Source organism: Crocosphaera chwakensis CCY0110, from assembly GCF_000169335.1.
In the GTDB taxonomy this organism is placed as follows: domain Bacteria; phylum Cyanobacteriota; class Cyanobacteriia; order Cyanobacteriales; family Microcystaceae; genus Crocosphaera; species Crocosphaera chwakensis.
Window position 1 is genome coordinate 65,941 of record NZ_AAXW01000012.1, and the last position, 25,482, is coordinate 91,422.

Consider the following 25,482-nt stretch of genomic DNA (forward strand, 5'->3'; position numbering starts at 1 on the left):
TATTTTCTTCTTAACCTTCTTTTTTCAGTTTTCATCTAGCATAGTCTTGTAAAAGTTAAAAGGCAGCACAGGAAGAGGGCTTTCTTCCTGTACCAAAAGGTTTAACAAGAAACCTCAAATTGTTCTAAATTCCAATTATAAAATAAAGATTAATAGTATTCAATTGCTATTAATCTCCCTGTTGTGGAAATCTTTCGTAAATGCTGCCTTGAAACTCTCGATCCATCCTGTAAACGAAGGAAAATTATGGCATTTACTACTACCCAACCGGCCCAAATGACTGGTCTAAATGGCTATGACGTTAAACCACTGGTTACTATTGGTGAAACCATTCCAGCAACAGAAGGAGACTATACTCCTGTTGGTATTTTGGATGGTATTGGCGCATTTGAACTTGATGAAAATACCGTTAGAGTTTTAACCAACCACGAATTAACCAGTGGTTCAGGTTATGCTTATACGTTAGCCAATGGAACCGCTTTAACCGGCGCCAGAGTCAGTTATTTTGACGTTGATAAACAAACCTTAGAAGTGATTGATGCAGGTTTGGCTTACGACACCATTATCAATCGTGCTGGAGAAGAGGTAGACGAAGCATCCGACCTAGAATTTGAAGGATTAAATCGTTTCTGCTCTTCAATTTACATCGAAGCTAACCAATTTGGGGAAGGTTATGGTTTCGTTGATGGTATGTATTTAACGGGAGAAGAAACTGGAGGCGGTACTGAGTTTGCTTTAGATGTAGCTACTAATACCCTGTATGCAGTTCCCTGGTTAGGAAGATCAGCATGGGAAAATGTCACCCAACTCGATACAGGTAACACCGAAGAAATTGCTATTTTAGTGGGAGATGACCGAGAAGCAGCACCCCTATTATTGTACGTTGGGGAAAAAGACACCAGTGTAGACGTAGGGTTTTTAGAACGCAATGGTTTAGCAGGGGGTAAGCTTTATGCTTGGGTTCCCGATGGAGAAGTAGGAGACACCGATAACGAAAACGATCCTGATACGAATCCTGATCCTGCCGGATTTAACGGCACTGGAAATAGCTTATCGGGTAGCTTTGTGGAAATTGAACATTACCGTGAAGATTTAGTTTTTGATACTGACTTAGATGGTGATGGTATCTTTGATGCAGCAGATATTAACAGTGATGGTGTCATTGACGCAACTGACGCAAGCGTTCATATTGATGCTGATGGAGATGGTGTCTTTGATGGTATCGACGTAGATAGTGATGGTACTTTTGATTACGATCCCATCGGCTTTGCCACTCAAGATTATCAAGACTTTTTAGTAGCCGAAGCAGGAGCATTTCAATTTTCTCGTCCTGAAGATGTAGCAACCAACCCAGAGGATGGTACAGAAGCGGTATTAGCTTCTACGGGTCGCGGTGGACGTTTCCCTGACGATAACTGGGGAACCATCTACAAAGTTGATGTAGATTTTAGTGATCTCAGTGCTAACCTTGACATCTTATACGATGGAGACGACGCAGGGAATGGACAATTTAGCGATCCTGATTTTGGTTTACGCAGTCCCGATAACTTAGACTGGGCAGACAACGGGAAGATATATATTAATGAAGACCGTTCTACCTCTCCAGGTTCTCTGTTTGGGGGAACATCAGGGGAAGAAGCTTCTATTTGGGAATTAGACCCCGAAACTGGAGAGTTAACCCGTGTTGCTCAAATGGATCGTTCTGCTGTCCCTGGTGATCCCATTGCTCAAACCGATCCCTCTCCTGATGATATTGGCAATTGGGAATCTTCCGGTATTTTAGATGTAACCGAACTATTCGGACGAGAAAACGGTAATTTATTCCTCTTCGATACTCAAGCGCATAGTTTACAAGATGGAGTTATTGCTGAGAAAAACTTAGTTCAAGGGGGACAGTTAGCCTTTTTAGCGGAAATTCCTACCCAAAGAAGTGAATCTTTACCTCGTACCCATGCTCATAATGATTATGAACACCTGTTTCCTCTCTTAGATGCTCTGAGCTACGGTTTCGTGAGCGTAGAATCAGATATCTGGTTGTATCCTGACGATAACGATAATTTACGGGTTGCTCATGATCCCGTTGATGATCCTGCTACCTTACCCACCATAGAAGAACTCTATCTTGATCCGCTTCAAGATTTGTATGAACAGTTCAACAATGGAGGTGTTTACGAAGATGGTACACCGTTAACCCTTTTAGTGGATATTAAGAGTGATGGACTGTCTACCTATCAAAGACTGCATGAAGTTTTAAGTGAGTATCAAGCGGAGTCTCCTGGTTTATTTACCACCTATGAGCAAGATGGAACCGGAAGCTATACCGTTACCCCTGGTGCTGTAACTCCCATTATTTCTGGCAACCGTCCCAGAGACTTTATGGAAAGTCAGGATGTGCGTTATGCGGGGTATGATGGTCGCAGAAGCGACATCGGTACCAATGAAGATCCTGGCTTTATGCCTCTCATTAGTGATAATTGGAATAATTTCTTTAACGGTGAATTAGCTTGGGATGGAACCGGTACTATTCCTGAAGATACTCAAGCTGAATTAGAGAATATTGTCGAGCAAGTTCAAGGGGAAGATAAAATCGTCAGATTCTGGAATTTACCTGAAGATAGCCCTAGTGTTTGGCAACCCCTATACGAAGCAGAGGTGGATTTAATCAATACAGATGATTTACCCGGACTTTCTCAGTTTGTTGAGTCTCAACTGGAAGTTGAACCAGAAGTCCCTGATCTCGTGTTTGGAACCTCGGATGAGGATTATTTTGATACGGAAGTTCCCGACGAAAAAGGGTTTATCGGTGACGAACAAAAGCTCTTTGCTGGTTCAGGAGATGACTATGTTGATGTTACCTTTGCTCCTGGAGAAAACCGCATTGACTTAGGTTCAGGAGATGATTATCTCTTCGGTGGTACTGATAATCGTATTTTAGCAGGATCGGGTGATGATACCCTCTTTGTTGGCTCTGGTGGCGGTAATAACGTCATTACCGGGGGTGCTGGAATGGATCAATTCTGGATCGTTACCGATACAGTTGACTTACCTCTTGAAGCGAATACCATTACTGACTTTACCTCTGGGGAAGATGTCATCGGGTTTGCAACTAGCGATCTTGATTTTGATAGCTTAACCTTAACTCAAGAGGGTAGTAGTACCGTTATCAATGCCTTCGAGCAAGATTTAGCCATTTTACTCAATACGGAAGTGTCTGCTTTGAGTGCAGCAGATTTTGTCTTTGCTTAATTTCTTGTCAAGTTATCTGGTGCGTCGTTATTAGGATGCACTGGGTAGCTTAGCTACAATCTATTAAAACTTTAAACCCCCTAATCCCTAATAAGTTTTTGACTAAGGGGAGTAGGGGGTTAAATTTCTGTTTACGGGTCTTCTGATTGAAACCTAACTGCCGGAAGGAACTCCAGCTAAGTTAGATCCAGGGGGACTTAACTTCTAGAGAACAGCCCCGGCACACAGCCGGCTAACTTCAATCAGGAGACCCATGATTTTACTACTATCTGACATGGGCATCACCTCCTTTCTTACCTGAACGGTTATTGTCTTTAACCTAACTGTGCTTAGTCTAACGCAAGGTTCTCAAAAAAATCAAGGGTGTGACGAAAAAATTTTTCAGCTATTTGGGGACACCCCCCAAAATGCAGATGAACATAGGAAGCATGAAGGTTATTAAACTGCCATCCTTCTCCATAACTAGGACTATTTTCGTGCCAACTCGATAATTTAAAAATGGGTTGAGCAGGAGAATGGGTTAACTCAGAGCGATGAAACTCATGACCCCAAATCGTTTCCCCTTGCTTCAATAGAAGACTATCATCAGAAGCGATCGCTTGTCGATAGCCTAGGCTCAATTTTTGCCCCATTTTAGCGGTTGTGGATAAAATACCGACCATCGGCCAGGATTTACCACTAAAATCAATAATTTCCTGACACAAATACATTAACCCCCCACACTCAGCATAGGTAGGCATTCCGTTGATAATTGCCTGTTTAACCGTATTTAAAGCTTTTTTATTACTTGATAAAGCTTCTGCAAACATTTCGGGAAAACCACCCCCAAAATATAGTCCTACACTGCCTTCGGGTAAAGTTTCATCTTTTAAAGGACTCCAGTAACACAGTGTCGCCCCTAACTGTTCTAAAATGTCTAAGTTATCAGGGTAATAGAAGTTAAAGGCTTTATCTTTAGCGATCGCTATTTTTGGGGATGGAGTAACGAGGTGATGAGGGGATGAAATAACGGGATCACAAGACGATGGAGAAAGGTAGGGAAAAAGTTGTTCCCAATTAAAACAATTTTGAGCTAAATGGGCTAATTTATCAAAAAACTGATTAAGTTTTGGCAGTTCATCCGTAGGAACTAACCCCAAGTGGCGATCGGGGATGGTTAAATCTGTTTGACGATAAATAACGCCAAAAATAGTTATATTCAGACGCTTTAAAGCGGTTTCAAGTAAAATTAAATGGCGATCGCTTGCCACTCGATTTAAAATAACTCCCACAATATTAATATTAGGATCGAGAGAACGGTATCCATGAGCGATCGCCGCCACCGATCCTGATAAACGACTACAATCAATGACTAAAACCATAGGAATCTTTAAAATTCGAGCAATATGAGCCGTACTACCATAATCCTGACAAAAATTTTCTATTTCCTCCCCTACTCTCTGCTCCCTGCTCCCTGCTCCCTGCTCCCTCTGCTTCCACAACGGAACCCCATCAAATAATCCCATAACCCCCTCAACCACAGCATAATCAACCCCTTGACAATGTTGCTCAAAACAGGATTTAACATAACTCACAGAGGTCAAAATCGGATCTAAATTACGACAAGGCCGACCTGTGATATAACTGTGAAACATAGGATCAATATAGTCAGGCCCTACTTTAAATGATTGAACCGTTGCCGATTGTTTCTTCAAAAAAGCCAGTAATGCTAAGGTTATGGTTGTTTTGCCTGTGCCACTGCGATCGCCAGCAATAATTAATGTCACGATTTTTTAAACAGATAACTAGGTAAATGTTCACTAATTTTCTAGAATTACGTGATAATAAGCAGAAATTACCGTAAATATTCTCCCTTAATAATCTCAATCTAAATGTTACCCTAGATAGAAGAGACTATCAAAGAATTGTCATCATTACGTTTCTTGTCAATAAAACAAGCTATAATAGACAAATACTTTTGTACTAAAATTGTTGTGTAAGAATTAGATAGAGGCATTAATGGCTGCGATTACAAACAATCCTGATAAAGAAAAGGCATTAGGCTTAGTTCTCAACCAAATTGAGCGAAATTTCGGTAAAGGGTCCATCATGCGTCTAGGAGACGCAGCCAGAATGAAGGTGGAAACCATCTCAACTGGGGCTTTGACCTTGGATTTAGCCTTGGGGGGTGGACTCCCAATGGGAAGAGTGGTTGAGATTTACGGGCCAGAAAGTTCTGGGAAAACAACCCTCGCCCTTCATGCGATCGCAGAAGTGCAAAAGGCTGGCGGTGTGGCTGCTTTTGTGGACGCAGAACACGCTTTAGATCCCACTTATTCGGCTGCTTTGGGAGTAGATATTAATAACTTATTAGTTGCTCAACCAGATACGGGAGAATCTGCCTTAGAAATTGTCGATCAATTAGTGCGATCGGCTGCCGTGGATGTAGTGGTGATCGACTCGGTTGCTGCGTTAGTTCCCCGTGCAGAAATTGAAGGGGAAATGGGGGATACTCAAGTGGGTTTGCAAGCTCGTTTAATGAGTAAAGCCTTACGTAAAATTGCGGGAAATATTGGTAAATCTGGCTGTGTGGTCATTTTCCTCAACCAGTTACGGCAAAAAATTGGGGTTACGTATGGAAGTCCCGAAGTGACTACTGGAGGAACTGCATTAAAATTTTATGCGTCGGTGCGTTTAGATATTCGTCGTATTCAAACACTCAAAAAAGGCAGTGAAGGAGAGTATGGAATTCGGGCGAAAGTCAAAGTAGCTAAAAATAAAGTTGCACCTCCTTTTCGCATTGCTGAATTTGACATTATTTTTGGTCAAGGTATTTCTCAGATGGGATGTATGTTAGATTTAGCTGAACAGAGTGATGTGGTTCTTCGTAAAGGTGCTTGGTATAGTTACAATGGGGATAATATTTCTCAAGGAAGAGATAATGCCGTTAAATACCTAGAAGAGAATCCCAAGATTGCTGAAACCATTGAACAACAGGTACGCGAAAAATTAGAATTGGGATCTTTGAGCTTTGCTATTTCTCAAGGAGACGAAGAAGAATAGGAAGAAAATTAGTAAAATTCTTTTCTTAATATAATGTTAGTGGATCGATTGGCGATCCATTTTTTTTATAATTCATTAGGATCAACCCCAAAGCTTCTAAGTCTTTCTTCTAGTCGTTTTGCTCTTTCTTGAGCTTCTGAGGCTTCTTGTTGAGCTTGTAAAGCTTCTTGTTGAGATTCTTTGGCTTTTTCTTGAGAGGTTAAATATCGTTTTCCTTGTTGATCATACCAATATAACCACTCTCTTTCTACTCCTTGATAAACACCCATTTCTCTACCAATTCCTAAATTCATTTCTGCTAACCAAACCGGTTCACCTTGTAATAATTTATACTCTCCATTTTCTAATTGATAGACTTCTAAACGAGGTTTTCTTTTTCTTAAAGGGTTATAAATAACATAATACAAAACTCCCATTTTTGCGTAATCTTCTTTCTTTTGAGTATATTCTCCCCTTCTGGTTTGAGACACCACTTCTAAAACCATTGTGGGGATAACCAGTTCATCCCATAATACATAGGATAACCTTAAATCTGAATCAATAATACGGGGAACTCCTACGCTTAAAAAACCATCAGGAACGATGACATCTGTCGGGTTTTCTGGATCATAATAAATTCCCATATCTACCCCAAAATACCAATCCATTCTCTCTTCCCAAATAAGGGCTAAAATGTCTTTAAGAACATGGGGGATTAAGTCTTGTAATTCGTTATCCACGGGAGTATCATCAGAGTCGGGTAAATCTTCAGCAGAGGGTAAACAATCACGGGGATTATAGTTTAATAACATTGTTAGAAATTGAATTCGCTTGGGAAGATTTCATTTTATTGTATCATTATAATATTTTCTTCTTTCTATTGTGACTATAATTCTCCTGTTTCTCTTAAAATTTGTTCTTCTAAATGAGAGGCAATATGAAAGTGTGAATCTGAACGTAACTGGTTGATAATTGTCTTTACTAATGACGGGCATAGTTTAAATCTTCTTCTAATTCTTGTTGAGTATAGTGTCTATTAATCCCTCTTTCTCCTAATAATTGACTAAATTGATGATGTTCCACGTTTGCTAATTCTCTAGCTTTTCCAAAAGATAGTAATTCTTGCTGGTATAAACTAAGAGCTAATTCTTTTCTTAGCTCACTTTCAAGACGTTTTTCTGGTAAGCGAATAGATTGTATAATAGAGTCAGGAATAGAGAGTTGCATGGTTTAATTTTTAGCTATATTGATATCTAGAATCATTGTAACAATTATTACTACGAATTTTTGTCTTTTATTACACCTACCTACTTATTTAACTTCTAATATTCAAATCTGTACAAGGAACAATTTTTTGACTCAAATGTCTCAAAGATTAAAATCATATAACTTTGAGGACTGTTTAATGAATAAATATCTATTTGCAAAAGTAGGTTTTACTGTTTTAACAATGTTTGGAATGGGAAATATAAACATAAATTCTGCATCTGCTTTAACAATAACTTACAATGCAGGTTTAGATTTTTCTCCTACAAATAATCCTAATGGAGTATGAACTTATGGTAACTCAAATTCTTTGTCAAATACATCAGCTTTCACTCCATATAGTTTAACTTCTACACTGGGTAATGGTCTGGTCACTTGGGATAATGGAGGTGAAACGTACATAAGTGGCAATCCAACAGACCAAAATATTATCACTTTCTTTCAAGGTCAAGTAAATGTTGTTTATGAACCTGATGAATTATATCTTGTCCCTTCTACCTATTACAACAACTCTGAGTGTTCCAGAACCTTCAACGATTATTGGATTAGGAATATTAACAACATTTGGTTTAGGAACAGGATTTAAACGTAAATTAAGTAAAGCTAATAAGTAATAGACAGTAGGGTGGGCAAGTCAAAGACTTATCTAAACTAACTTTATCCTGGGAAATCTTGCCCACCTTATAAAATTTATTGTTATTATTTCTCTAGGCGGTAGGGTGAGCATTGCCTACCTTTTTTACGTGGCGTTAATGAGATTATGAATCAAAAAAAATATTATGTGTTAAAGTAGTAAAACACTCTATTTTATTACTGAAAACCATGATAGTTAAGAAAAATAATACAGAAAGAACTGTTTTTCTTTATCCTGATGAAGATGGTTATATTATTGCTGAAGTTCCTAGTCTTCCAGGATGTATTAGTCAGGGAGAAACCCGTCAAGAAGCGTTAAAAAATATCAAAGAAGCCATTGAACTTCATTTAGAAGTTTTAAGGTGAATTGATTCCCGATGATAATATAGAAATAGCTTCAGTTAAACTATGAGTAAATTACCAGTTGTTTCTGGAAAAGACTGTGTTAAACCCTTACAAAAAATAGGATTAGTTGTATTTAGACAAAGAGGGAGTCATATTACAATGGTAAGAGAAGGGTAATCCCAACCTTACAGTAATTTCCTTATTTTTATTTGTACTTCTATAGAATTTTAGGCTAAAATAAAAATATCAAATTGAAACAAAAAATTAAATATTATGATTAATCTTGAACAAATACAACATGATATCAGTGAATTACCCGAAGAAGCGCAAACCTTAGTCATTGATTTCATTGAGTTATTAAAAAAACGCTATTCTATTGCAAAAACACAAGAGACTAAAGTAGAACAAACCATCTATGATAAATTTGAACAAAGTGGATTAATTGGATTTTGCTCGGTTGAAGAAGATTTATCAACTACCTATAAAAAAGTTTTAGCAGATACATTAGACACTAAATATGATAATCGTTGATACAGGATTTTGGTTAGCATTAATTGATCAAAAAGACATCCATCATCCTACTGCTAAACAAGCCTTAAAACAATATAATGAAACCCTAATTACAACATGGTGTGTTGTAACAGAAACCTGTTACCTTTCACTGAAGAGAAAAGGTGTGGATGCTCAAATTGCTTTTATTAATAGTTCTAAACAAGGTTTATTTACTATCTTTGACCTTGAATTTCATCATACATCCCGTATTGCTCAACTGATGAAACAATATGAAAATCTTCCGATGGATTTAGCAGATGCTTCCCTTGTTATTTTAGCAGAACATTTAGGACACGGACGTATTTTTTCAGTGGATCAACGAGACTTTAATACTTATCGCTGGAAGCAAAATTATCCTTTTGAAAATCTACTTATTCAATAATGAGATTTTAACTCAATAGAAAATGTAAATTAACTAAAGCTAATAAAAAAGCCCACTATAAAGTAGGCTTTTCAATCATAAAAATAGGCTAAATTCCTATTTAATCATCGGGGCTTTAACTGCCATATCATAGCGAGAAGCTACCTCAACTTCTTCGACTAAACTAGGCACAGATTGACGCAATATTGTGGTAAGTTGTGTGGTGGTTGAATCATAAATTTGCGTAACGATTTTAGGATACAAACCGATGCCAATAATGGGAATTAATAAACACCCAATAATAAACACTTCTCTGGGTTCTGCGTCAATTAATTTAGTATGGGAAACTAACTCTTTATTTTCTGGTCCGTATAACATTTCCCGTAACATGGACAGTAAATAAATGGGGGTTAAAATGACACCCACCGCAGCTAAAAAGACGATGATAACTTTAAAAGTCGAGTTATAAGCGTCACTGGTTGCAAAGCCCACAAACACCATTAATTCTGCTACAAACCCACTCATTCCTGGCAATGCTAAAGAAGCCATTGAACAAGTAGTCCACATAGCGAACACCTTCTTCATTTTCTTACCAATACCCCCCATTTCGTCTAACATCAGGGTATGGGTACGGTCGTAGGTTGCCCCTACCATAAAGAAGAGACTCGCTCCAATTAAACCGTGGGAAATCATTTGTAACATTGCCCCACTCAAACCAATATCGGTAAACGAAGCGATACCTATCAACACAAACCCCATGTGAGAGATAGAAGAATAGGCAATTTTTCGTTTTAGGTTCCGTTGAGCAAAGGAGGTTAAAGCAGCATAGATAATATTAACTACCCCTAAAATGACTAACACAGGGGCAAAATAAGCATGAGCATCCGGTAACATTCCGGCATTCATCCGTAGCAGGGCATAACCGCCCATTTTTAAGAGAATACCAGCTAGTAACATATGTGCCGGTGCCGTAGCTTCTCCGTGGGCATCTGGTAGCCAAGTATGCAGGGGAAAGATGGGTAATTTTACTCCGTAGGCGATGAGGAAACCAGCATACAAGAATAATTGTAGATTAAGGGGAATATCTTTTGCTGCGATCGCACTCATATCAAAGGTAACAGTATCCCCGAAAAAGGCCATAGTTAAAGCACCTACCAGGATAAACAAAGAACCCCCGGCAGTATAAAGGATAAACTTAGTGGCTGCGTAAAGTCTCCGTTTTCCGCCCCATATTGACAAAATTAGATAAACCGGAACTAATTCTAATTCCCACACTAAGAAGAAAAGCAGCATATCCTGTACAGCGAAGACCGCTATTTGTCCCCCGTACATGGCTAACATCAGAAAATAAAAAAGTTTGGGTTTAAAGGTAACCGGCCAAGCGGCCATGGTTGCCAAAGTAGTGATAAACCCGGTTAATAAAATAAGAGGCATGGCCAACCCATCGGCTCCCACCGACCATTTTAAGTCGAGTTCCGGAACCCAAGCATAGCTTTCGACTAGCTGTAGGTTGGGGTTACTGAGGTCATACCCTGTATAAAAAGCGTATACAATAATAGCAAAATCGATTAAACCCACTGTTAAAGCGTACCAACGCACGGTTTTACCATCTTTATCGGGAATGATGGGTATAAACAACGCTGCCACAATGGGAAAGAGAATAATGGTAGTTAACCAAGGAAAATTAGCAAGGTTCATTGACATTTTCTAAGCATTCATCAATATTTCGGGTATTGTTTAGGAGTCAGGAGTTAGTAGGGGGTTAATAATATTAAGCCTACAGAGAAGTCAGTGGTAGCCAACTTTAATCATCTATTGCCTGTTGCCTGAGACAAAACCCATTCATGTATGATCGTGATAGAAAGTTTAATTGTGAGGACACATAAACAATCTAGAGGATCACCATTCACTCCTAAATCTAACAAGATTTTTCTAGAGATACTATTGTAAAAACCTTAAATTTTTTGAAAATTTTAATATTATTAAAGATAATACGCTCATAAAAAGTAGCTGATAACTGATTAACTGATAACTAATAAATTTTATGATGACTTTATCTTCTGTTCGTCCTGCTAAAATTACTACTGTTTTACCTGGTTCTATTGCTGAAGAGGTGGGCTTTGAAGTGGGGGATGCTATTGTTTCTATCAATGGTACAAAACCCCGTGATTTAATTGATTATAATTATTTGTGTGCTGATGAATTTTTAGAGTTAGAGGTATTAGATAATCAGGGAAATATTCATCACGTCGAAATAGAAAAGACTACGATGATAATTTAGGTTTAGAATTTGCAACCGCGTTATTTGATGGTTTAATTCAATGTAATAATCATTGTCCTTTCTGTTTTATTGATCAACAACCCCCTGGAAAACGAGATAGTTTATATTTTAAAGATGATGATTATCGCTTAAGTTTTCTTTATGGCAGTTATCTAACTTTAACGAATTTAACCCAAAAAGAATGGCAACGCATCGAAGCCATGCGGTTATCTCCTTTATTTGTTTCGGTACACGCAACGGAACCTGAGATTAGAATTAGACTACTAAAAAATGAACGGGCTGGACAAATAAAAGAACAGTTTAAATGGTTTCAAGAAAGACGGCTACAAATTCATGCTCAAGTGGTAGTTTGTCCTGGTATTAATGACGGTGTTCATTTGGAGAGAACATTAAAAGATTTATCTGAGTTTCATTCAGGAGAAATTCCCACCATTATATCAGCAGCAGTGGTTCCTGTCGGATTAACTAAGTTTCGTCCCACAGAAGATGAATTAATTCCCGTTAGTCAAGAAAAGGCTAGAGAAGTTATTCAACAAGTGCAAAGTTTACAAAAAGAATTTTATCAAAAATTTAATAGTAATTTTGCTTGGTTAGCCGATGAATGGTTTTTAATCGCCCAAGAAGAATTACCCCCAGAATCTCATTATGAAGATTATCCCCAAATTGGTAACGGAGTGGGATCAATTCGTCGATTTATTAAGGAGTTTCATGATACAGCTAAACAGTTATTACCGCACAAAATAGATGAGAAAAAAACCTTGACTTGGATAGTGGGTAACGCTGTAGAAAAGGCATTTCAACCCTTAGTCAAACAGTTAAGTGAAGTAGAAAATCTAACCATTAATTTAGCTGCTTTGAATAGTAACTATTGGGGGCAAGAAATTACAGTTACAGGGTTATTAACCGGAGAAGATATTGTTTCGCAATTGAGGGATAAGAACTTAGGAGATGGAATTTTATTACCTTCTATTATGTTAAAACAACACGATACAGTATTTCTAGATGATATGACCGTCGATGAAGTATCTAAAACCTTAAACACTTCTATGATTATTGTTAATGGTATTTCTGATTTGATTATGAATTGTTGTTAAACAGTTGGGCATAAATAAAAAATTCTATTGATTCCTAAGTCTTACCTTATAGTTAACTTTAATATTATCCAACCCCTGAACGTAATTTCCGTGTTAGGGAAAATACTGATTGTTAAGAATTTATATTTTGATTTTTACGCATTTTTACAGATGAGTCAGTGATAACTTTGATAATTAAAAGGGTATTTTAAAAATATAAGCCACATAGCTGGACTTGGCTGTTGATGTTGGTCTGTAAAATCAACAGATAAACAACTATCTAGAAAATAGTTTTTGTCAAACTATTTGTATTTCTACGGTTAAACATTTAACCCTAAGCCAAAAATTTCAATATTGTTGATAGGTACTATTAACTATGATTTCTAAATATTTAACGTTCTTCTTCTATTTCACTACTAAAAAATATAACTCTAATAGAGGTTTTGCACTATTTATGGTGATGGTATTGGGAACTGTTGGCACCGTTGCAACAGCAGCTTTGCTTGCGCGAAGCAGCAATCTCGGTAATAATGTCGAAACATCCATTACCATTGGTCAACAGAATTTAAGTGTAGCTGAGACAGCCAAAGTTAACCTTCAAGCCTTATTAATTGAACATAATCAATTACTTGAATATAATTTAGATGATTGGGAAAAATACTTAACATCTTCTAATATGTCTGAGAAATCCCGTGAGTTTAATCATAATTTACGTTTATGCAAAAAAGAAGCGAATTGGAAAAACACAAAAGAGAGAATTTTAGAATTAGCTCAACATAAGACTATTGATGTACCGATGGGGAAATTTTCTCTCCTCGATTTTCAAAAAGTTGATAGAAATGAAATTTTAGCGACAATTAAAACTCAAAATACAGAGGAAAAGCAGTCACAATACGAGATAGATATTAGTTTTAGTGATAATTATTTATCAAAGTCTGTTCCCGTATTATGGTTAATCGGAGAACAGCAAATTGATGGAATTGGAAACGCTAAAGTAAATGGAAATTTGTGGGCAAATGACTGTAGTTTTCCTGTTGAAAAAACTAATTTAATGGAAGTTGATGGATATCAGGCAAAATATACAGCAATTAAAATGCCTGACTTACCTGATTTAGAAGCAATTAAAGAGAGATTACCAGAAAATCACTATTTTCCATCAACAGCAGAAGAACAAAAAATCCAAGATCAAGAAGATAAAATTTCTTTAAAGTTACCACGGTTAGAAGATAAACCCACAAAAAAGGAAGGAGAAAAAAATGTCTATGAATATTTCATTAATAATCTCGAAGACATAGATTCATTGATAGTTAATTCTGATTTTAAAAATGAATCTATCATTGTTTTATATGTTGTTGGAGATATTAATATATCTGAAATTGTTCATAAATGCGAGTCATCTAATCCTTGTTCCCCTGAAAATTTAATGATTGTTGCTTATGAAGAAGCTAAAATGTGTTTACAATTTGATAATTTATCCGCTTTTATTGTTGCACCTCACTATAAATTAGGTATCAAAAACAACAACCCTAATCAAGAATCGGCTAAATTTACTGGTAGTATTTGGACTAATAAATTATTAACGACAGGAGATTGTGGAAGCGAAGAAGTGGAATTTTCTGAAGCTTGGGAATGGGGTGATTTGCCCAATGAATTTCAATCCCTTCATCCTACTCCTAAACTCATTCAAGTCAATTTAAAAGAGTCTATTCAATCTGATATTTCAACAGAACACTAAGTTGTCTAAAACTCATATCTTGCACCTTCGATAAAATTAGCTAGTAGAGGATAGGCAAGAGACAAAATACAAAAGGCAATAGGACTTTATTGTGAGTTAAATTGCTTTATAATTGACTGTCTTCTTTTGAGTTATTAAGTTTTCTTGTACGAGTGCAAGATGTCAGTAGAAGAGAATTTTACATTGATCTTCGTCTAAGATGCGGGTATTTTTTTAGAATTTATAGATGAAGGCTTGTTTCACCATTTTTGTGAAAACTATAAGTTATACCTGCGATCGCTGATAATAATAACCAACCAATTAAATTAACTCTTAAATCAAAAATACTCACATCCAAAAAATTGAAAATGATACACAAACTAAAAGCGACTAGATAGGTGAATAATAGTAAAAAATTGGCTTCATTTTCAGAAAAATTTTTTGTTTTTTTGTTTTTTTCTGATTTTTTAAATTTTTGATAGATTCCAGTCATTAATATCACAGCTTTAGCTAAAATGATGCCCACTAAGCCACTAAATAATAAAGTCCCAATTATGCCAATTTCTGCCAATAACATTAAAAATAAATTATGAGGATGACCCATCCAAACATTCATTTCTTCTTGATAAACAGGTGTAAAATTTCGTAGTCCCCAACCCCACAAAGGACGCTGTAACATCATCTTCCAAGCGACACCCCATTGAGTGGTTCGTAAGGCGGTAACATAACGATCATCGTACAATTCATCCGTCAATCTTGCCCAAAAATAACTAGGAACAATTTGACGCATAAAATCTTGATAAACAGGAATCCAAGCAGCCCAAATAACCACAAAGATAACCAGCAAAACACTAATAATAATCCAATACCAACGTAAATAAATAGCAAACGCCATTAAACCTACAATAGCTAGTCCCCAGGCACTCCTAGAATTGGTTAAAATCAAAGCTATTCCATTAAATAAAATCGCCACAGTTAGAATCAATAATTTCTCATTGATCCGATTATTTTTAATAATAGGACTACGACGATAATGTAAAATCCATAAACCGATGGATAAAGTAAACCCTATCACCAAAAAAAAGGCTAACGTATTCGCATACATTAACAAAGAAGACATCCTACCATCAGGATTACCATAAGCAATCATTTTTATTCCAATAAAATGTAAGAATAAGGGGGTTTCCCAACCTGCAAATAACTGCATAAACCCCAAAAAACACACAGGAATAGATGTTAAGACTAACCACCAAGCCAGTTGATATAATCGCCGAAAGCTATTGAAAAAAAAGGGAAAAGATGCTATCATCAGAAAAGATGGTAAAAAGTTCCCTAACCCTTCTAAACTATAGCGAGAATGAACCGCTAAGAAGGAAGATAAAATTAACCAAACAAAGAGAAGTCCCCAACCCCAATTAATTGGGTGTGTAATGATTTTTTTGAATTTTTGTTGCCATAAACCCAATAAAGCAAGACCAAGGGCAGTGGCTCCAAAGTCAGCTGAAAAAGGCAAAAGAAACACCCCAAACTTGAGGGTATTCCCTAACCAATGAACTTTATTTTTATTTAATTGATTCATGGGAAAGAAAGTTATCTTGATGATTAACTATTGATTATTGATTATTAGTTAGTTAATAAGCAAGTTCCCAAGTTTCGGTACGAGTTAGGCGAATTTGAGCAAGGGCAAAAATAACAGGAATAATACGGCCATAGTTAGTAGCGATCGCTCGCCAACCCAGATCAGCTAAAAACCAACCCCACAACACAGGGCCAACAAAAGATAAAACCCCTCTAACCACGCCATAACGGGCTGCTGTCATCGTCATTCCTCGTCGTGCGGTATTAACTGCCACTTGGTTAGCCACAGCAGCACCACCACGAATCATAGCTTGTTGAGCTACTTGGTAACGGGCAAAATGCAGAGCAAACTGTTGAGCAATATGTTTAAGTAATAAAGGTTTAACAATGGAATTAACGGCAAAAGCACTGCTACCCTTTAACACAAGGTTCATGGGATTATGTTGCAGTTGCACCGGCAAAGCATCAGGAATATTTGATTTGGCTAGAGATGCTTGTATTTGTGTCATCAAGCTATTCTGTTGAGCAGGAGGTAAATTTTTCCAAGCTTTTCCCAATAAATTCAAGAAAATATCCGCTTCAATATCGATAGTGGACATTTCATTAGAATAAGGAATTTTCAGATAGTGACAAACACGAATTAAAGTCTGACGATAACTAAACCTTTTCGTTTTACGTTTTAGTACCGTTAACCCGTCGGAGGCCAAAAAACGGAACCTTGCCTCAATTTTATCTAACCATTGATCCCAGTCCTGACTTTCTACCTCAATGGGATCAGGAGTTTGTAAATAATCAAGAGGATTAAATTTACGGCAAAAGAGAACTTGAGTTAACTGACGTAATTCCTCTTCTGTAGCCATTTCTAAGGCTGATCGCAGTTCATCCAAAATCAGTCCCTCCAAACAGGGTATTAATTAGTATGATTTTCCTAATAGCTTATTGTGCCACAGTCAGGAAATCACTTCTCTTATCATACATATCTTAACTTGTCTTTGCAGTATTAAGCTTAGTTTACCCTTTAAGGTTTCAAAAAGAACCCCTAACTTTAGAAATTGGATTCCTTTAATTACTCAGTAAAAACAGTCTATTATTTTTTGCTTAACCTCGTGTGTACTCTTGCTCATGAGCATAATTCTTAATAGTTTCATCACTCACTTCTAAGGCGGGGGGATATTGTTCAAGACGACGCTTATGACCCCTATTAAGATCAAATAGGAATAACATTTGTACTCACTGCCAAGGTTAGAAGATGAGAGATAATTTGTCTTTGGATGCGAGTATATTGTAGATAATTTTCTAGATTAATTCCTGGAATAAAATTAGCTTGAGCTTGAGCTAAAAGGTTCGGTATGGATGAACAACAATGTAAAATTACTTCACTACCAATAATTTCCATTTGCTTCTCCAATTATTATTTGTTCTAACAATATAGGTAGATCATAGGAAACCCGACTCTAATCATTCGTCTATCGAAAGTATTAAATTCCTCTTTAACTTAGTTTTACTTACATTTTTCACTAATTATCCACTAAGACAGTTATTAGTGATGATGTTTGACTCTTACTTGATTTAATTATTTATTTTCAATATAAAAATCAAAAACGATTAATTTTAGCCTATTTTCCTAGTTTATTGTCTAATTATACAGTTTTTTACCTTATATCAACCTTCTAAATCCTCTTAAATTAATCACAAACTACTCTTATTTCTCCTCTAACACTATTCAGAAATACCCCATTCAGACTAAACTAGAAGTTTGCAAAATAATTGTTGATGTAGATTATTGAAAATGGCTGTAGGAAAAATTATCATTGCAGGTAACTGGAAAATGCACAAAACTCAGGCCGAAGCCTTAGAGTTTTTAACAGTATTAAAATCAAAAGTAGAAGAGACAGACGAAGCCAGAGAAATTGTTCTCTGTGTCCCCTTTACAACCCTTAGCATCCTCTCCAAAAGCTTGCACGGCGGAAAAGTTCGTTTAGGGGCCCAAAACATCCACTGGGAGGATAAAGGGGCTTACACCGGCGAAATTTCCGGACCAATGTTAACGGAGTTGAGTGTAGATTATGTGGTTATCGGTCATAGTGAACGTCGTCAATACTTTGGAGAAACAGACGAAACCGCCAATTTACGGGTTATTACTGCCCAACGTCACGGCCTTACCCCTATTCTCTGTGTAGGAGAAACTAAACAACAACGGGACGCAGGAGAAGCTGAAAGCGTAATTATTAAGCAGTTGCAAAAAGGCTTAGTCAATGTAGACCAGAGCAAATTAGTAATTGCCTATGAACCCATTTGGGCTATTGGAACAGGAGATACCTGTGACGCGACAGAAGCTAACCGTATTATCCGTGTCATCCGTGATCAATTATCTAATAAAAATGTCACTATTCAATATGGGGGTTCAGTGAAACCAAATAATATTGACGAAATTATGGCCCAGTCTGATATTGATGGGGCTTTAGTTGGGGGTGCTAGTTTAGATCCAGTTAGTTTTGCCCGTATTGTTAATTATCAATAAGTTTTTTAAGGCAAAAGGCAAGAGGCAAGAGTCAACTGTTTTTCTGCCTTCTTCTAAAGGGTTTTTAACACTTTTTAGCAGTTAGGCTTAATAATAAAATTCTTTTGCCTATTGCCATCCCTCCTTTTAAAGGGGGGATAGGGCGAGTTAGAGAAGGAATTATCGAAGGTGCAAGATATGACTTTTACACAAATAAAAACGGCTTTTAATAATTAATATAAAAATGAATAATTTAAGCATTAGAAATACTATTTTTAACTGGGGAAAACGCACTTATTTAATGGGAATATTAAATGTGACTCCCGATAGTTTTAGTGATGGGGGAGACTTTAATAGTGTTGAAACAGCTTTATTTCAAGCAGAAAAAATGATTAAATCTGGTGTAGATATTATTGATATTGGTGGCCAATCAACTCGTCCAGGTGCTGAAGCAATTACCCTAGAAGAAGAGTTAAAACGAGTCATTCCTATTATACAAAAATTACGTCAAAATCATTCGATTCCTATTTCTATTGATACCACCAGATCCCAAGTGGCACAAGCGGCTATTGAAGCAGGGGCAGATATGGTTAACGATATTTCTGGGGGAAGTTTTGATCAAAAAATGTTTTCAACGGTAGCTAATTTAGACGTTCCTATCATTATTATGCACATTCGAGGAATGCCTAAAACGATGCAACAAAACACTGATTATAATGACTTAGTTAATGAGATCATAGACTGGTTGAAAAGTCAAATAAATCAAGCCCTTGAAGCAGGAATTAATCAGCATAAAATTATCATTGATCCTGGCATTGGCTTCGCTAAAAATTATCAACAAAATATAAAATTATTACAGAATTTATCTAAGTTTCACAGTTTAAATTGCCCTATATTAGTCGGAGTTTCTCGTAAAAGTTTTATCGGACATATTTTAAACCAAAAAGACCCCAAAAAAAGAGTCTGGGGAACCGCCGCCGCTTGTTGTCGTGCGATCGCTTCTCAAGCTGATATTTTACGGGTTCATGATGTCCCAGAAATAAAAGATGTTGCTCAAGTGGCCGATCAGATTTGGCGTAATAATAATTAATGAATAATTAAGACAATATTACCTTTTGCTTCCTGCTTTCTGCCTTTTCCGAAAGGCTGTTAAGATTAATTAAAATTAAACAACCACAAAGTTGCGAAAATTCCCCTCAAACCCAGTCACCATAAGGCTGAGAGTCTCTAGATGTCTTATGTAACATTATTTAAGCAGACGCTCAATAAACGCAACAACTTTGAGACAATCAAAAACAGCTTATCAGCGTGTCATTATCACGTCTTATTTAACACATTAGGAGAACCCTATGAAACTGGCCTATTGGATGTATGCTGGCCCTGCACACATTGGCACTCTACGCATTGCTAGTTCTTTTAAAAACGTTCATGCTATTATGCACGCACCCCTAGGGGATGATTATTTTAACGTCATGCGATCGATGTTAGAGAGAGAAAGAGACTTTACCCCTGTGACTGCCAGTATTGTTGATCGCAATGTTTTGGCCCGAGGTTCTCAAGAAAAGGTGGTTAATAATATTGTTCGCAAAGATGGGGAAGAAAAGCCAGATTTAATCGTTTTAACCCCGACTTGTACCTCTAGCATTTTACAAGAAGATTTGGCCAATTTTGTCGAACGGGCCCAAATGGATGCTCAAGGGGATGTTTTGTTAGCGGATGTCAACCATTATCGTTACAACGAGTTACAAGCTGCTGATAGAACCCTACACCAAATTGTTAAATATTACCTCGAAAAAGCCAAGAAAAAGAACGAATTATCCCAAGAAAAAACAGCCCATCCTTCGGTTAATATTATCGGCATTTCTACCCTAGGTTTTCATAACCAACATGACTGTAGAGAGTTAAAACAGTTAATGAAAGATTTGGGAATTGAAGTTAATGAAGTGATTCCCGATGGTGCTTCGGTTCACAATTTAAAGAATTTACCGAAAGCATGGTTTAACTTAGTGCCTTATCGAGAATTAGGCATAGCAACGGCTCAATATTTAGAGGAAGAATTTAACCTTCCTTATGTCGATATTACCCCGATGGGAGTAGTAGAAACAGCCAGATGTATTCGCAAAATTCAACAGATAATTAATGAGCAAGGGACAAATGTAGATTATGAAGAATTCATCAACGAACAGACGTTGTATGTGTCCCAAGCGGCTTGGTTTTCTCGTTCCATTGACTGTCAAAATTTAACCGGTAAAAAAGCCGTTGTATTTGGGGATAATACCCATGCTGCTGCTATTACTAAAATATTAGCGAGAGAGATGGGAATTCATGTGGTTTTAGCCGGAACTTATTGTAAATATGATGCAGACTGGTTCAAAGAACAAGTGAGCGAATATTGTGATGAAGTTTTAATTAGTGATGATAATGGTGCCATTGGAGATGCGATCGCTCGTATCGAACCTTCTGCTATTTTTGGCACACAAATGGAGCGTCATGTCGGTAAAAGATTAGACATTCCTTGTGGTGTTATTGCTGCACCCATTCACATTCAAAACTTCCCTATTGGTTATAAACCTTTCTGTGGTTATGAAGGGACAAATCAGATTGCTGATTTAGTGTATAATTCCTTTACTTTGGGCATGGAAGATCATCTTTTAGAAATCTTTGGCGGTCACGATACCAAAGAAGTTATTACCAAAGGAATTTCTGCTGATTCTGACTTAAACTGGAACAAAGAAGCACAAGCAGAATTGAATAAGGTTCCTGGTTTTGTTCGGGGTAAAGTAAAGCGAAACACCGAAAAGTTTGCCCGTGAGCGTGGATTTTCGGAGATTAGTTTAGAAGTGATGTATGCAGCAAAAGAAGCTGTAGGTGCATAACTAAAGTAGGGTGGGCAATGCCCACCTTTTAACAATATAATGACTATAAGCTTATGAAAATGTCATCTAATTTAGTCATTGAAGATGCAAAGTTGACTAGATATTTACTCATTTATCAACGAAAAGATGATAAATCAAAATATTTAGCACAATATGGCTATACGTTAGATAATTGGCAAGTGCTTAAACTGGATATAATTAAAGCAGTCCAAGGTCAAGAAATTGATGAAATTACTCAGACAGACTGGGGACAAAGATTTAAGGTAAAAAGTCAGTGGACTGGTGTTAATGGAAAATTAATTAAAGTCATTACTATTTGGCAGCAAAGTGAAGGAGAAGATACAATAAAATTGATTACTTTATATCCTGACAAATCAGAGGAAAACTAATCGTGACAAATATTCAATTGTTTCAATGGGTAGAATTAAAATATGATGTTCCTAACAGCCTAGTAAAAAAAGGGGATAAAGGAGTCGTTTTAGACTATTTAAAACCTACAAAAAAACAATCAGAGCCTGGTTATAATTTAGAAGTTTTTAGAGATGGAGAAACTTTAGATATTGTTTCTGTTCCTATATCTTGGGTAATACCCTTACCTGAAATATGGGGAGAAACTGAACTAATAAAATTAAACGAGGTGACTTAATATGGACAACTTAAAAATTTATCATGATCACGAAGCAAAAACTTTAACCATTTGGTTTGATGATCCAAAAAAAGAATTTTTAGTTGATGAAGTAGAAGAAGACTTATCTTTAATTAAAGATCAACAAGTAAATATTATTGGAATTGAAAGATTAAATTATTTAGGAACTAAACTAGATGCTTCAAAAGTCAAATTTGTTGATTTTTAACTCTACCTTATTATCATGAAAAACTATAGAGTGGATAATATCTACATTTTTAAGTTAGTATATATGCTGGAGGTAGAAATTATATTGATACAATAAAAATCAAGTATGGTATATCAATGGACTCAATCAGAAAAAGATAGAATTGTTGAAAACATTTTAGAAATTGCTGCACAAACTCATAAAAAACCTAATCCAACAGGGCGAAATATTAACATTTCAATTACTTATGAAAATCAAGGTAAGATAAGTCATAAAATTGAGTTTAATTTATCTAATAAATATTTAGATAAATATGAAAACTTCAAGAAAAAAATAATGTTAAAGGGAAAGTGGTTTGATAAATTTACTGAATCAAGTATTTCGAGTAGGTTAGATAACTTATTAATAGATGCAGTCCAATATCAAGATTCTAATCGTCTTTTACTTTTACTGAATAAAATTATTGATTATTTTGACAATTATCATGAGAAAGTTACTGTTTATCTCCCTATCGATGGTATGATTTTTGAGGAAGATTATCTTGAAATAGGTGATATTGTTTTAAAACAAGAACGAGTGAAAGAAGAGGAAAATTTTAGAAAACAACTCTTTGCTGAATACACAACTATAGCAGAAGAAAAAAGAGCTATAGAAAGAGCAGAAGAAGAAACACGCAGAATTATTGACATATTACGTTATGCTAATGCTCCTAGTAAAACAGTTATTGGTATCAGAGGAGATATTAATCCAATTCATTACACTGTTCCTATCATATCAAGAGGAGAATTAATTTATATGAAAATCAATCAAGGTGTTAGTGAAAATACAACTCATTTTATTGAGTCAATGAAAGACAAAGGACTTTTTGAATTAGCAAAACTCTTAAAAAAAGATTATTCTGAACTATCAGAATTTGAACGAACAATATTTAGAGGTATTCATTGGATATCACTTTCTCAGATACAAAGAGAACCCGAAAATGAATTACTCAATTTAATTACTTGCTTAGAAACTTTTCTAACTGCAGAATATGGAAATCCTATTACAAATACAATAGCTGAAGGAGTAGCTATTATCTTAGAAAGCGAATTGGAAAAACGTAAAATCATAAAACAGAGTATTAAAGAATTTTATAAAAATCGTAGTAAAATTTCTCATGGTGGAAATAAAGCAATTTTAACATCAGATTTAGATAAATTACGAAAATTAGTTATTGAATTTACTCAAAAAATGATTGATTTAAGAAGAGAATTTCAGGATCGAAAATCTTTGCTTCAATGGATTGAAGATCAAAAGTTAGGATAATAGATATGTTAATTTGAATTGTTGAAGTAAGTGTTTCTATTTCTGCTGTAGCATCCAAAGTAAATTCAATGGAGTAACTCATTACCAGTTTAATCCTAGTTTTTTCGCCACTTCTTCGGCTGAAATTCCTTTTTCTCCTTTTTCAGTACGTTTTAGAGAATTAAAAACTTGTTCTTTTGCTTCTGGTTTAAGTTCTTGATTGCCGTCTGGATCAAACAGAATAGAATTGATAGTTTCTTCAACAGTTTCTTGAATTAACTGTTTAAGTTCTTCTACAGTTAGCTCTTTAGCTTGCATGATTTTTTTGAAAAATTAAGTATTAACAACTTTCTATTTTAGCAGAATATTATTAAAACGTATCGAACTAACCAAATTAAACAATCTGACTTAATATGGACAACTTAAAAATTTATCATGATCAGCAAGCAAAAACTTTAACCATTTGGTTTGATGATCCACAAAAAGAATTTTTAGTTGATGAAGTAGAAGAAGATTTATCTTTAATTAAAGATCAAGAGGGACATATTATTGGAATTGAAAGATTAAACTATTTAGGAACTAAACTAGATGCTTCAAAAGTTGAATTTGTTGATTTTTAACTCTACTTTAAATCATGAGGTGGGCTTACAACTACAGTGCGATCGCTAATTTTAATACAATCAACTAATAAAAAGTATAAATATATTTACATTAGCTTTTGATAAAATAACGACAAAAACGGAAAGTGATACAATGGAAAAAATAGGTAATATTAAAAATGGTAGCATTGATACTAGGAAAGTAATCAATCTAGGAATTAACAGAGGTAGGATATAAATAAAACTTTTTTTTGATGTTTTAGAATCTGACACAATTATCTTGATTTATAGAATTATATGACTAAGTAAGTCTTGATCTCCCGTAATAATAAATTTTGCTTTTCCATCTACAGCTAAAGCAAGAATTTTGTTGTCTTTCGGATCACGACAAATTTTGATAATTTCTCTAACTTCTACAAATTTAACTGTTTTGAGAAAGTTACTAAGAAAAAACCTTCGTTCAAATTGAGTTACATATTTATCAAATTTAGTTCTAAATAAAACATCTTCTAATTCTAGTAAAACCGAGGAAGATATTAATACTTTCCCTATATTTTGAGCTTTATTCAAAGCTTGACGTGCTTTGCTATTTTTGAACAAAACAGCACTAATTAAAACATTAGTATCAATAACAAAGTACTGTTTAGGATTCATTAATAATTGATTCTAAAATTTCTGGGGTTAAACCTCTAGATATTGCTCTATCACTTATCTCGTCCATGATTTTTCTTAAGAATTCAAGATCATTTTCATCTTTTCTTTTTAGTAAAAGAGTAACAATGTATTGAATTTGTTTTTTTTCTTCTGGAGAAGCAGTTTGATAAGCTTCTGCAATTTCAGAAGGAACTTCAAGGGTAATTATAGTCATATTTATTACTTAATTATTTTTAATTATTATAACATAATCAACTAAATGCCATAAAAATCTTCATCTAATATCTGTTCAATGGTAAAAGGACAGCTTTCAGGATACTCATGTTCTTGAGGAATACGAACCCCAAACTTCGCCAATTTTCCCTCTTTAAACGATTCAGATAGCAACCTGCTTTGCGTGATTTTTTTTCTAATACTTTACGTTTCATGGAATAGAAATTGTTTCTTTAATCGCATTTTTTGGAAGTCCTCGATCAATATCAGCTAAACGATCCTCAAAAATTAATTGAATAGCACTTTTTAAACTTTTTTTGGCTTCTTCGATAGTTTCCCCTTGACCATTAGCACCAGGAATTTCACGACAAATAGCCCAATATCTGCCTTCTTCTGCTGCTTCAATAATGGCTGTCAATTCGCCTTTCATAATTGTTTTGTAGATAATTTGTT

At 35.6% G+C, this 25,482-nt stretch carries 28 protein-coding genes and 3 pseudogenes; 18 read left to right on the forward strand and 13 right to left on the reverse strand.

Going from position 1 to position 25,482, the window contains the following annotated elements:
* The first annotated feature begins 246 nt into the window (after window positions 1–246).
* Window positions 247–3,246 (forward strand): alkaline phosphatase PhoX, encoded by a 3,000-nt coding sequence (locus tag CY0110_RS09675; protein ID WP_008275228.1) that lies wholly within the window; start codon window positions 247–249, stop codon window positions 3,244–3,246.
* 329 nt (window positions 3,247–3,575) lie between these two features.
* Here the strand turns inward: CY0110_RS09675 and CY0110_RS09680 are convergent, their stop codons facing one another.
* A complete protein-coding gene (locus CY0110_RS09680; protein ID WP_008275229.1) occupies window positions 3,576–5,012 on the reverse strand; it encodes a cobyrinate a,c-diamide synthase in 1,437 nt (478 codons plus the stop codon).
* Between the two features lie 232 nt (window positions 5,013–5,244).
* Here CY0110_RS09680 and recA point away from each other — a divergent pair, with 232 nt between their 5' ends.
* Window positions 5,245–6,288, forward strand: coding sequence for a recombinase RecA (recA, locus tag CY0110_RS09685; protein WP_008275230.1), 1,044 nt, complete (start codon window positions 5,245–5,247; stop codon window positions 6,286–6,288).
* Between the two features lie 65 nt (window positions 6,289–6,353).
* Here recA and CY0110_RS09690 read toward each other — a convergent pair whose 3' ends face one another.
* Both CY0110_RS09690 and CY0110_RS09695 read right to left on the reverse strand, forming a co-directional pair.
* A complete protein-coding gene (locus CY0110_RS09690) occupies window positions 6,354–7,079 on the reverse strand; it encodes a Uma2 family endonuclease (RefSeq protein WP_008275231.1) in 726 nt (241 codons plus the stop codon).
* Between the two features lie 169 nt (window positions 7,080–7,248).
* A complete protein-coding gene (locus tag CY0110_RS09695) occupies window positions 7,249–7,494 on the reverse strand; it encodes a UPF0175 family protein (RefSeq protein WP_008275232.1) in 246 nt (81 codons plus the stop codon).
* Between the two features lie 178 nt (window positions 7,495–7,672).
* Here CY0110_RS09695 and CY0110_RS09700 point away from each other — a divergent pair, with 178 nt between their 5' ends.
* From CY0110_RS09700 to CY0110_RS09720, 6 genes and pseudogenes are all read left to right on the forward strand, one after another.
* A complete protein-coding gene (locus CY0110_RS09700; RefSeq protein ID WP_157464563.1) occupies window positions 7,673–7,822 on the forward strand; it encodes a hypothetical protein in 150 nt (49 codons plus the stop codon).
* Between the two features lie 184 nt (window positions 7,823–8,006).
* Window positions 8,007–8,147, forward strand: a complete 141-nt coding sequence (locus tag CY0110_RS09705) for a PEP-CTERM sorting domain-containing protein (RefSeq protein ID WP_232285707.1) — start codon at window positions 8,007–8,009, stop codon at window positions 8,145–8,147.
* Between the two features lie 208 nt (window positions 8,148–8,355).
* Window positions 8,356–8,578: pseudogene (locus CY0110_RS09710) on the forward strand (type II toxin-antitoxin system HicB family antitoxin).
* Window positions 8,575–8,688 carry a type II toxin-antitoxin system HicA family toxin gene (locus tag CY0110_RS31640; protein WP_008275236.1) on the forward strand — a complete coding sequence of 38 codons (114 nt, stop codon included), beginning with the start codon at window positions 8,575–8,577 and terminating at the stop codon, window positions 8,686–8,688. Before CY0110_RS09710 ends, CY0110_RS31640 begins: the two are co-directional and overlap by 4 nt.
* A gap of 96 nt (window positions 8,689–8,784) precedes the next feature.
* Complete coding sequence (locus CY0110_RS09715) at window positions 8,785–9,042, forward strand: DUF2281 domain-containing protein (RefSeq protein ID WP_008275237.1); 258 nt, start codon at window positions 8,785–8,787, stop codon at window positions 9,040–9,042.
* The gene (locus tag CY0110_RS09720; protein WP_008275238.1) at window positions 9,029–9,445 is read left to right on the forward strand and encodes a type II toxin-antitoxin system VapC family toxin; all 417 of its coding nucleotides are present in this window, start codon (window positions 9,029–9,031) and stop codon (window positions 9,443–9,445) included. Before CY0110_RS09715 ends, CY0110_RS09720 begins: the two co-directional genes overlap by 14 nt.
* 96 nt (window positions 9,446–9,541) lie before the next feature.
* Here the strand turns inward: CY0110_RS09720 and CY0110_RS09725 are convergent, their stop codons facing one another.
* Complete coding sequence (locus tag CY0110_RS09725; RefSeq protein WP_008275239.1) at window positions 9,542–11,122, reverse strand: NAD(P)H-quinone oxidoreductase subunit 4; 1,581 nt, start codon at window positions 11,120–11,122, stop codon at window positions 9,542–9,544.
* A 349-nt stretch (window positions 11,123–11,471) separates the two neighbouring features.
* Here CY0110_RS09725 and CY0110_RS09730 point away from each other — a divergent pair.
* Together CY0110_RS09730 and CY0110_RS09735 are read left to right on the forward strand one after the other, a co-directional pair.
* Window positions 11,472–12,799, forward strand: a pseudogene (locus CY0110_RS09730) (TIGR03279 family radical SAM protein).
* A 355-nt stretch (window positions 12,800–13,154) separates the two neighbouring features.
* Window positions 13,155–14,513, forward strand: coding sequence for a hypothetical protein (locus tag CY0110_RS09735; protein ID WP_035799027.1), 1,359 nt, complete (start codon window positions 13,155–13,157; stop codon window positions 14,511–14,513).
* Between the two features lie 220 nt (window positions 14,514–14,733).
* Here the strand turns inward: CY0110_RS09735 and CY0110_RS09740 are convergent, their stop codons facing one another.
* The 4 genes from CY0110_RS09740 to CY0110_RS09750 form a co-directional block, all read right to left on the reverse strand.
* Window positions 14,734–16,071: an O-antigen ligase family protein gene (locus CY0110_RS09740; RefSeq protein ID WP_008275243.1), complete on the reverse strand. Its 1,338-nt coding sequence runs from the start codon at window positions 16,069–16,071 to the stop codon at window positions 14,734–14,736.
* 52 nt (window positions 16,072–16,123) lie between these two features.
* Window positions 16,124–16,957, reverse strand: coding sequence for a YaaW family protein (locus CY0110_RS09745; RefSeq protein ID WP_035799045.1), 834 nt, complete (start codon window positions 16,955–16,957; stop codon window positions 16,124–16,126).
* A gap of 211 nt (window positions 16,958–17,168) precedes the next feature.
* A complete protein-coding gene (locus tag CY0110_RS31360; protein WP_269719945.1) occupies window positions 17,169–17,294 on the reverse strand; it encodes a hypothetical protein in 126 nt (41 codons plus the stop codon).
* Complete coding sequence (locus CY0110_RS09750; protein ID WP_008275245.1) at window positions 17,278–17,466, reverse strand: hypothetical protein; 189 nt, start codon at window positions 17,464–17,466, stop codon at window positions 17,278–17,280. Before CY0110_RS09750 ends, CY0110_RS31360 begins: the two co-directional genes overlap by 17 nt.
* 393 nt (window positions 17,467–17,859) lie before the next feature.
* Between CY0110_RS09750 and tpiA the strand changes: the two genes are divergently transcribed.
* From tpiA to CY0110_RS09785, 7 genes are all read left to right on the forward strand, one after another.
* Complete coding sequence (gene tpiA / locus CY0110_RS09755; RefSeq protein WP_008275246.1) at window positions 17,860–18,591, forward strand: triose-phosphate isomerase; 732 nt, start codon at window positions 17,860–17,862, stop codon at window positions 18,589–18,591.
* Window positions 18,592–18,814: 223 nt separating this feature from the next.
* A complete protein-coding gene (folP, locus tag CY0110_RS09760; RefSeq protein ID WP_008275247.1) occupies window positions 18,815–19,660 on the forward strand; it encodes a dihydropteroate synthase in 846 nt (281 codons plus the stop codon).
* A 259-nt stretch (window positions 19,661–19,919) separates the two neighbouring features.
* Window positions 19,920–21,446 (forward strand): ferredoxin:protochlorophyllide reductase (ATP-dependent) subunit B, encoded by a 1,527-nt coding sequence (gene bchB, locus CY0110_RS09765; RefSeq protein ID WP_008275248.1) that lies wholly within the window; start codon window positions 19,920–19,922, stop codon window positions 21,444–21,446.
* 53 nt (window positions 21,447–21,499) lie between these two features.
* Window positions 21,500–21,835, forward strand: coding sequence for a DUF6883 domain-containing protein (locus CY0110_RS09770; RefSeq protein ID WP_035799030.1), 336 nt, complete (start codon window positions 21,500–21,502; stop codon window positions 21,833–21,835).
* Between the two features lie 2 nt (window positions 21,836–21,837).
* The gene (locus CY0110_RS09775) at window positions 21,838–22,092 is read left to right on the forward strand and encodes a hypothetical protein (protein ID WP_008275250.1); all 255 of its coding nucleotides are present in this window, start codon (window positions 21,838–21,840) and stop codon (window positions 22,090–22,092) included.
* A gap of 1 nt (window position 22,093) precedes the next feature.
* Window positions 22,094–22,300 (forward strand): hypothetical protein, encoded by a 207-nt coding sequence (locus CY0110_RS09780; protein ID WP_008275251.1) that lies wholly within the window; start codon window positions 22,094–22,096, stop codon window positions 22,298–22,300.
* Window positions 22,301–22,405: 105 nt separating this feature from the next.
* Entirely contained in the window at window positions 22,406–23,584 is a 1,179-nt protein-coding gene (locus CY0110_RS09785; RefSeq protein ID WP_008275252.1) for a HEPN domain-containing protein, read from the forward strand.
* Between the two features lie 81 nt (window positions 23,585–23,665).
* Here the strand turns inward: CY0110_RS09785 and CY0110_RS09790 are convergent, their stop codons facing one another.
* Window positions 23,666–23,881, reverse strand: coding sequence for a hypothetical protein (locus tag CY0110_RS09790; protein ID WP_008275253.1), 216 nt, complete (start codon window positions 23,879–23,881; stop codon window positions 23,666–23,668).
* Between the two features lie 95 nt (window positions 23,882–23,976).
* Here CY0110_RS09790 and CY0110_RS09795 point away from each other — a divergent pair, with 95 nt between their 5' ends.
* Window positions 23,977–24,183 (forward strand): DUF2283 domain-containing protein, encoded by a 207-nt coding sequence (locus CY0110_RS09795; protein WP_008275254.1) that lies wholly within the window; start codon window positions 23,977–23,979, stop codon window positions 24,181–24,183.
* Window positions 24,184–24,447: 264 nt separating this feature from the next.
* Here CY0110_RS09795 and CY0110_RS09800 read toward each other — a convergent pair whose 3' ends face one another.
* The 4 genes and pseudogenes from CY0110_RS09800 to CY0110_RS09810 all read right to left on the reverse strand — a co-directional run bounded on the left by CY0110_RS09800 (window position 24,448) and on the right by CY0110_RS09810 (window position 25,459).
* The gene (locus CY0110_RS09800) at window positions 24,448–24,816 is read right to left on the reverse strand and encodes a putative toxin-antitoxin system toxin component, PIN family (protein WP_008275255.1); all 369 of its coding nucleotides are present in this window, start codon (window positions 24,814–24,816) and stop codon (window positions 24,448–24,450) included.
* Window positions 24,806–25,030, reverse strand: coding sequence for a hypothetical protein (locus tag CY0110_RS09805; RefSeq protein ID WP_008275256.1), 225 nt, complete (start codon window positions 25,028–25,030; stop codon window positions 24,806–24,808). Before CY0110_RS09805 ends, CY0110_RS09800 begins: the two co-directional genes overlap by 11 nt.
* A gap of 41 nt (window positions 25,031–25,071) precedes the next feature.
* A pseudogene (locus CY0110_RS29925) lies at window positions 25,072–25,191 on the reverse strand (DUF29 domain-containing protein); the annotation flags it as partial.
* 49 nt (window positions 25,192–25,240) lie between these two features.
* Entirely contained in the window at window positions 25,241–25,459 is a 219-nt protein-coding gene (locus tag CY0110_RS09810) for a type II toxin-antitoxin system HicB family antitoxin (protein ID WP_035799048.1), read from the reverse strand.
* Between the last annotated feature and the right edge of the window lie 23 nt (window positions 25,460–25,482).

Bases quoted from the DNA above. Each gene is read 5' to 3' on its own strand.
- CY0110_RS09735 (WP_035799027.1), top strand. From the start codon at position 13,155: ATGATTTCTAAATATTTAACGTTCTTCTTCTATTTCACTACTAAAAAA.
- CY0110_RS09800 (WP_008275255.1), bottom strand. From the start codon at position 24,816: ATGAATCCTAAACAGTACTTTGTTATTGATACTAATGTTTTAATTAGT.
- CY0110_RS09695 (WP_008275232.1), bottom strand. From the start codon at position 7,494: ATGCAACTCTCTATTCCTGACTCTATTATACAATCTATTCGCTTACCA.
- CY0110_RS09700 (WP_157464563.1), top strand. From the start codon at position 7,673: ATGAATAAATATCTATTTGCAAAAGTAGGTTTTACTGTTTTAACAATG.
- CY0110_RS09725 (WP_008275239.1), bottom strand. From the start codon at position 11,122: ATGAACCTTGCTAATTTTCCTTGGTTAACTACCATTATTCTCTTTCCC.
- CY0110_RS09805 (WP_008275256.1), bottom strand. From the start codon at position 25,030: ATGACTATAATTACCCTTGAAGTTCCTTCTGAAATTGCAGAAGCTTAT.
- CY0110_RS09770 (WP_035799030.1), top strand. From the start codon at position 21,500: ATGAAAATGTCATCTAATTTAGTCATTGAAGATGCAAAGTTGACTAGA.
- recA (WP_008275230.1), top strand. From the start codon at position 5,245: ATGGCTGCGATTACAAACAATCCTGATAAAGAAAAGGCATTAGGCTTA.
- CY0110_RS09690 (WP_008275231.1), bottom strand. From the start codon at position 7,079: ATGTTATTAAACTATAATCCCCGTGATTGTTTACCCTCTGCTGAAGAT.
- CY0110_RS09720 (WP_008275238.1), top strand. From the start codon at position 9,029: ATGATAATCGTTGATACAGGATTTTGGTTAGCATTAATTGATCAAAAA.
- CY0110_RS09780 (WP_008275251.1), top strand. From the start codon at position 22,094: ATGGACAACTTAAAAATTTATCATGATCACGAAGCAAAAACTTTAACC.
- CY0110_RS31360 (WP_269719945.1), bottom strand. From the start codon at position 17,294: ATGTTATTCCTATTTGATCTTAATAGGGGTCATAAGCGTCGTCTTGAA.
- CY0110_RS31640 (WP_008275236.1), top strand. From the start codon at position 8,575: ATGAGTAAATTACCAGTTGTTTCTGGAAAAGACTGTGTTAAACCCTTA.
- CY0110_RS09705 (WP_232285707.1), top strand. From the start codon at position 8,007: ATGAATTATATCTTGTCCCTTCTACCTATTACAACAACTCTGAGTGTT.
- CY0110_RS09790 (WP_008275253.1), bottom strand. From the start codon at position 23,881: ATGCAAGCTAAAGAGCTAACTGTAGAAGAACTTAAACAGTTAATTCAA.
- CY0110_RS09675 (WP_008275228.1), top strand. From the start codon at position 247: ATGGCATTTACTACTACCCAACCGGCCCAAATGACTGGTCTAAATGGC.
- CY0110_RS09810 (WP_035799048.1), bottom strand. From the start codon at position 25,459: ATGAAAGGCGAATTGACAGCCATTATTGAAGCAGCAGAAGAAGGCAGA.
- CY0110_RS09750 (WP_008275245.1), bottom strand. From the start codon at position 17,466: ATGGAAATTATTGGTAGTGAAGTAATTTTACATTGTTGTTCATCCATA.
- tpiA (WP_008275246.1), top strand. From the start codon at position 17,860: ATGGCTGTAGGAAAAATTATCATTGCAGGTAACTGGAAAATGCACAAA.
- CY0110_RS09795 (WP_008275254.1), top strand. From the start codon at position 23,977: ATGGACAACTTAAAAATTTATCATGATCAGCAAGCAAAAACTTTAACC.
- folP (WP_008275247.1), top strand. From the start codon at position 18,815: ATGAATAATTTAAGCATTAGAAATACTATTTTTAACTGGGGAAAACGC.
- bchB (WP_008275248.1), top strand. From the start codon at position 19,920: ATGAAACTGGCCTATTGGATGTATGCTGGCCCTGCACACATTGGCACT.
- CY0110_RS09785 (WP_008275252.1), top strand. From the start codon at position 22,406: ATGGTATATCAATGGACTCAATCAGAAAAAGATAGAATTGTTGAAAAC.
- CY0110_RS09740 (WP_008275243.1), bottom strand. From the start codon at position 16,071: ATGAATCAATTAAATAAAAATAAAGTTCATTGGTTAGGGAATACCCTC.
- CY0110_RS09715 (WP_008275237.1), top strand. From the start codon at position 8,785: ATGATTAATCTTGAACAAATACAACATGATATCAGTGAATTACCCGAA.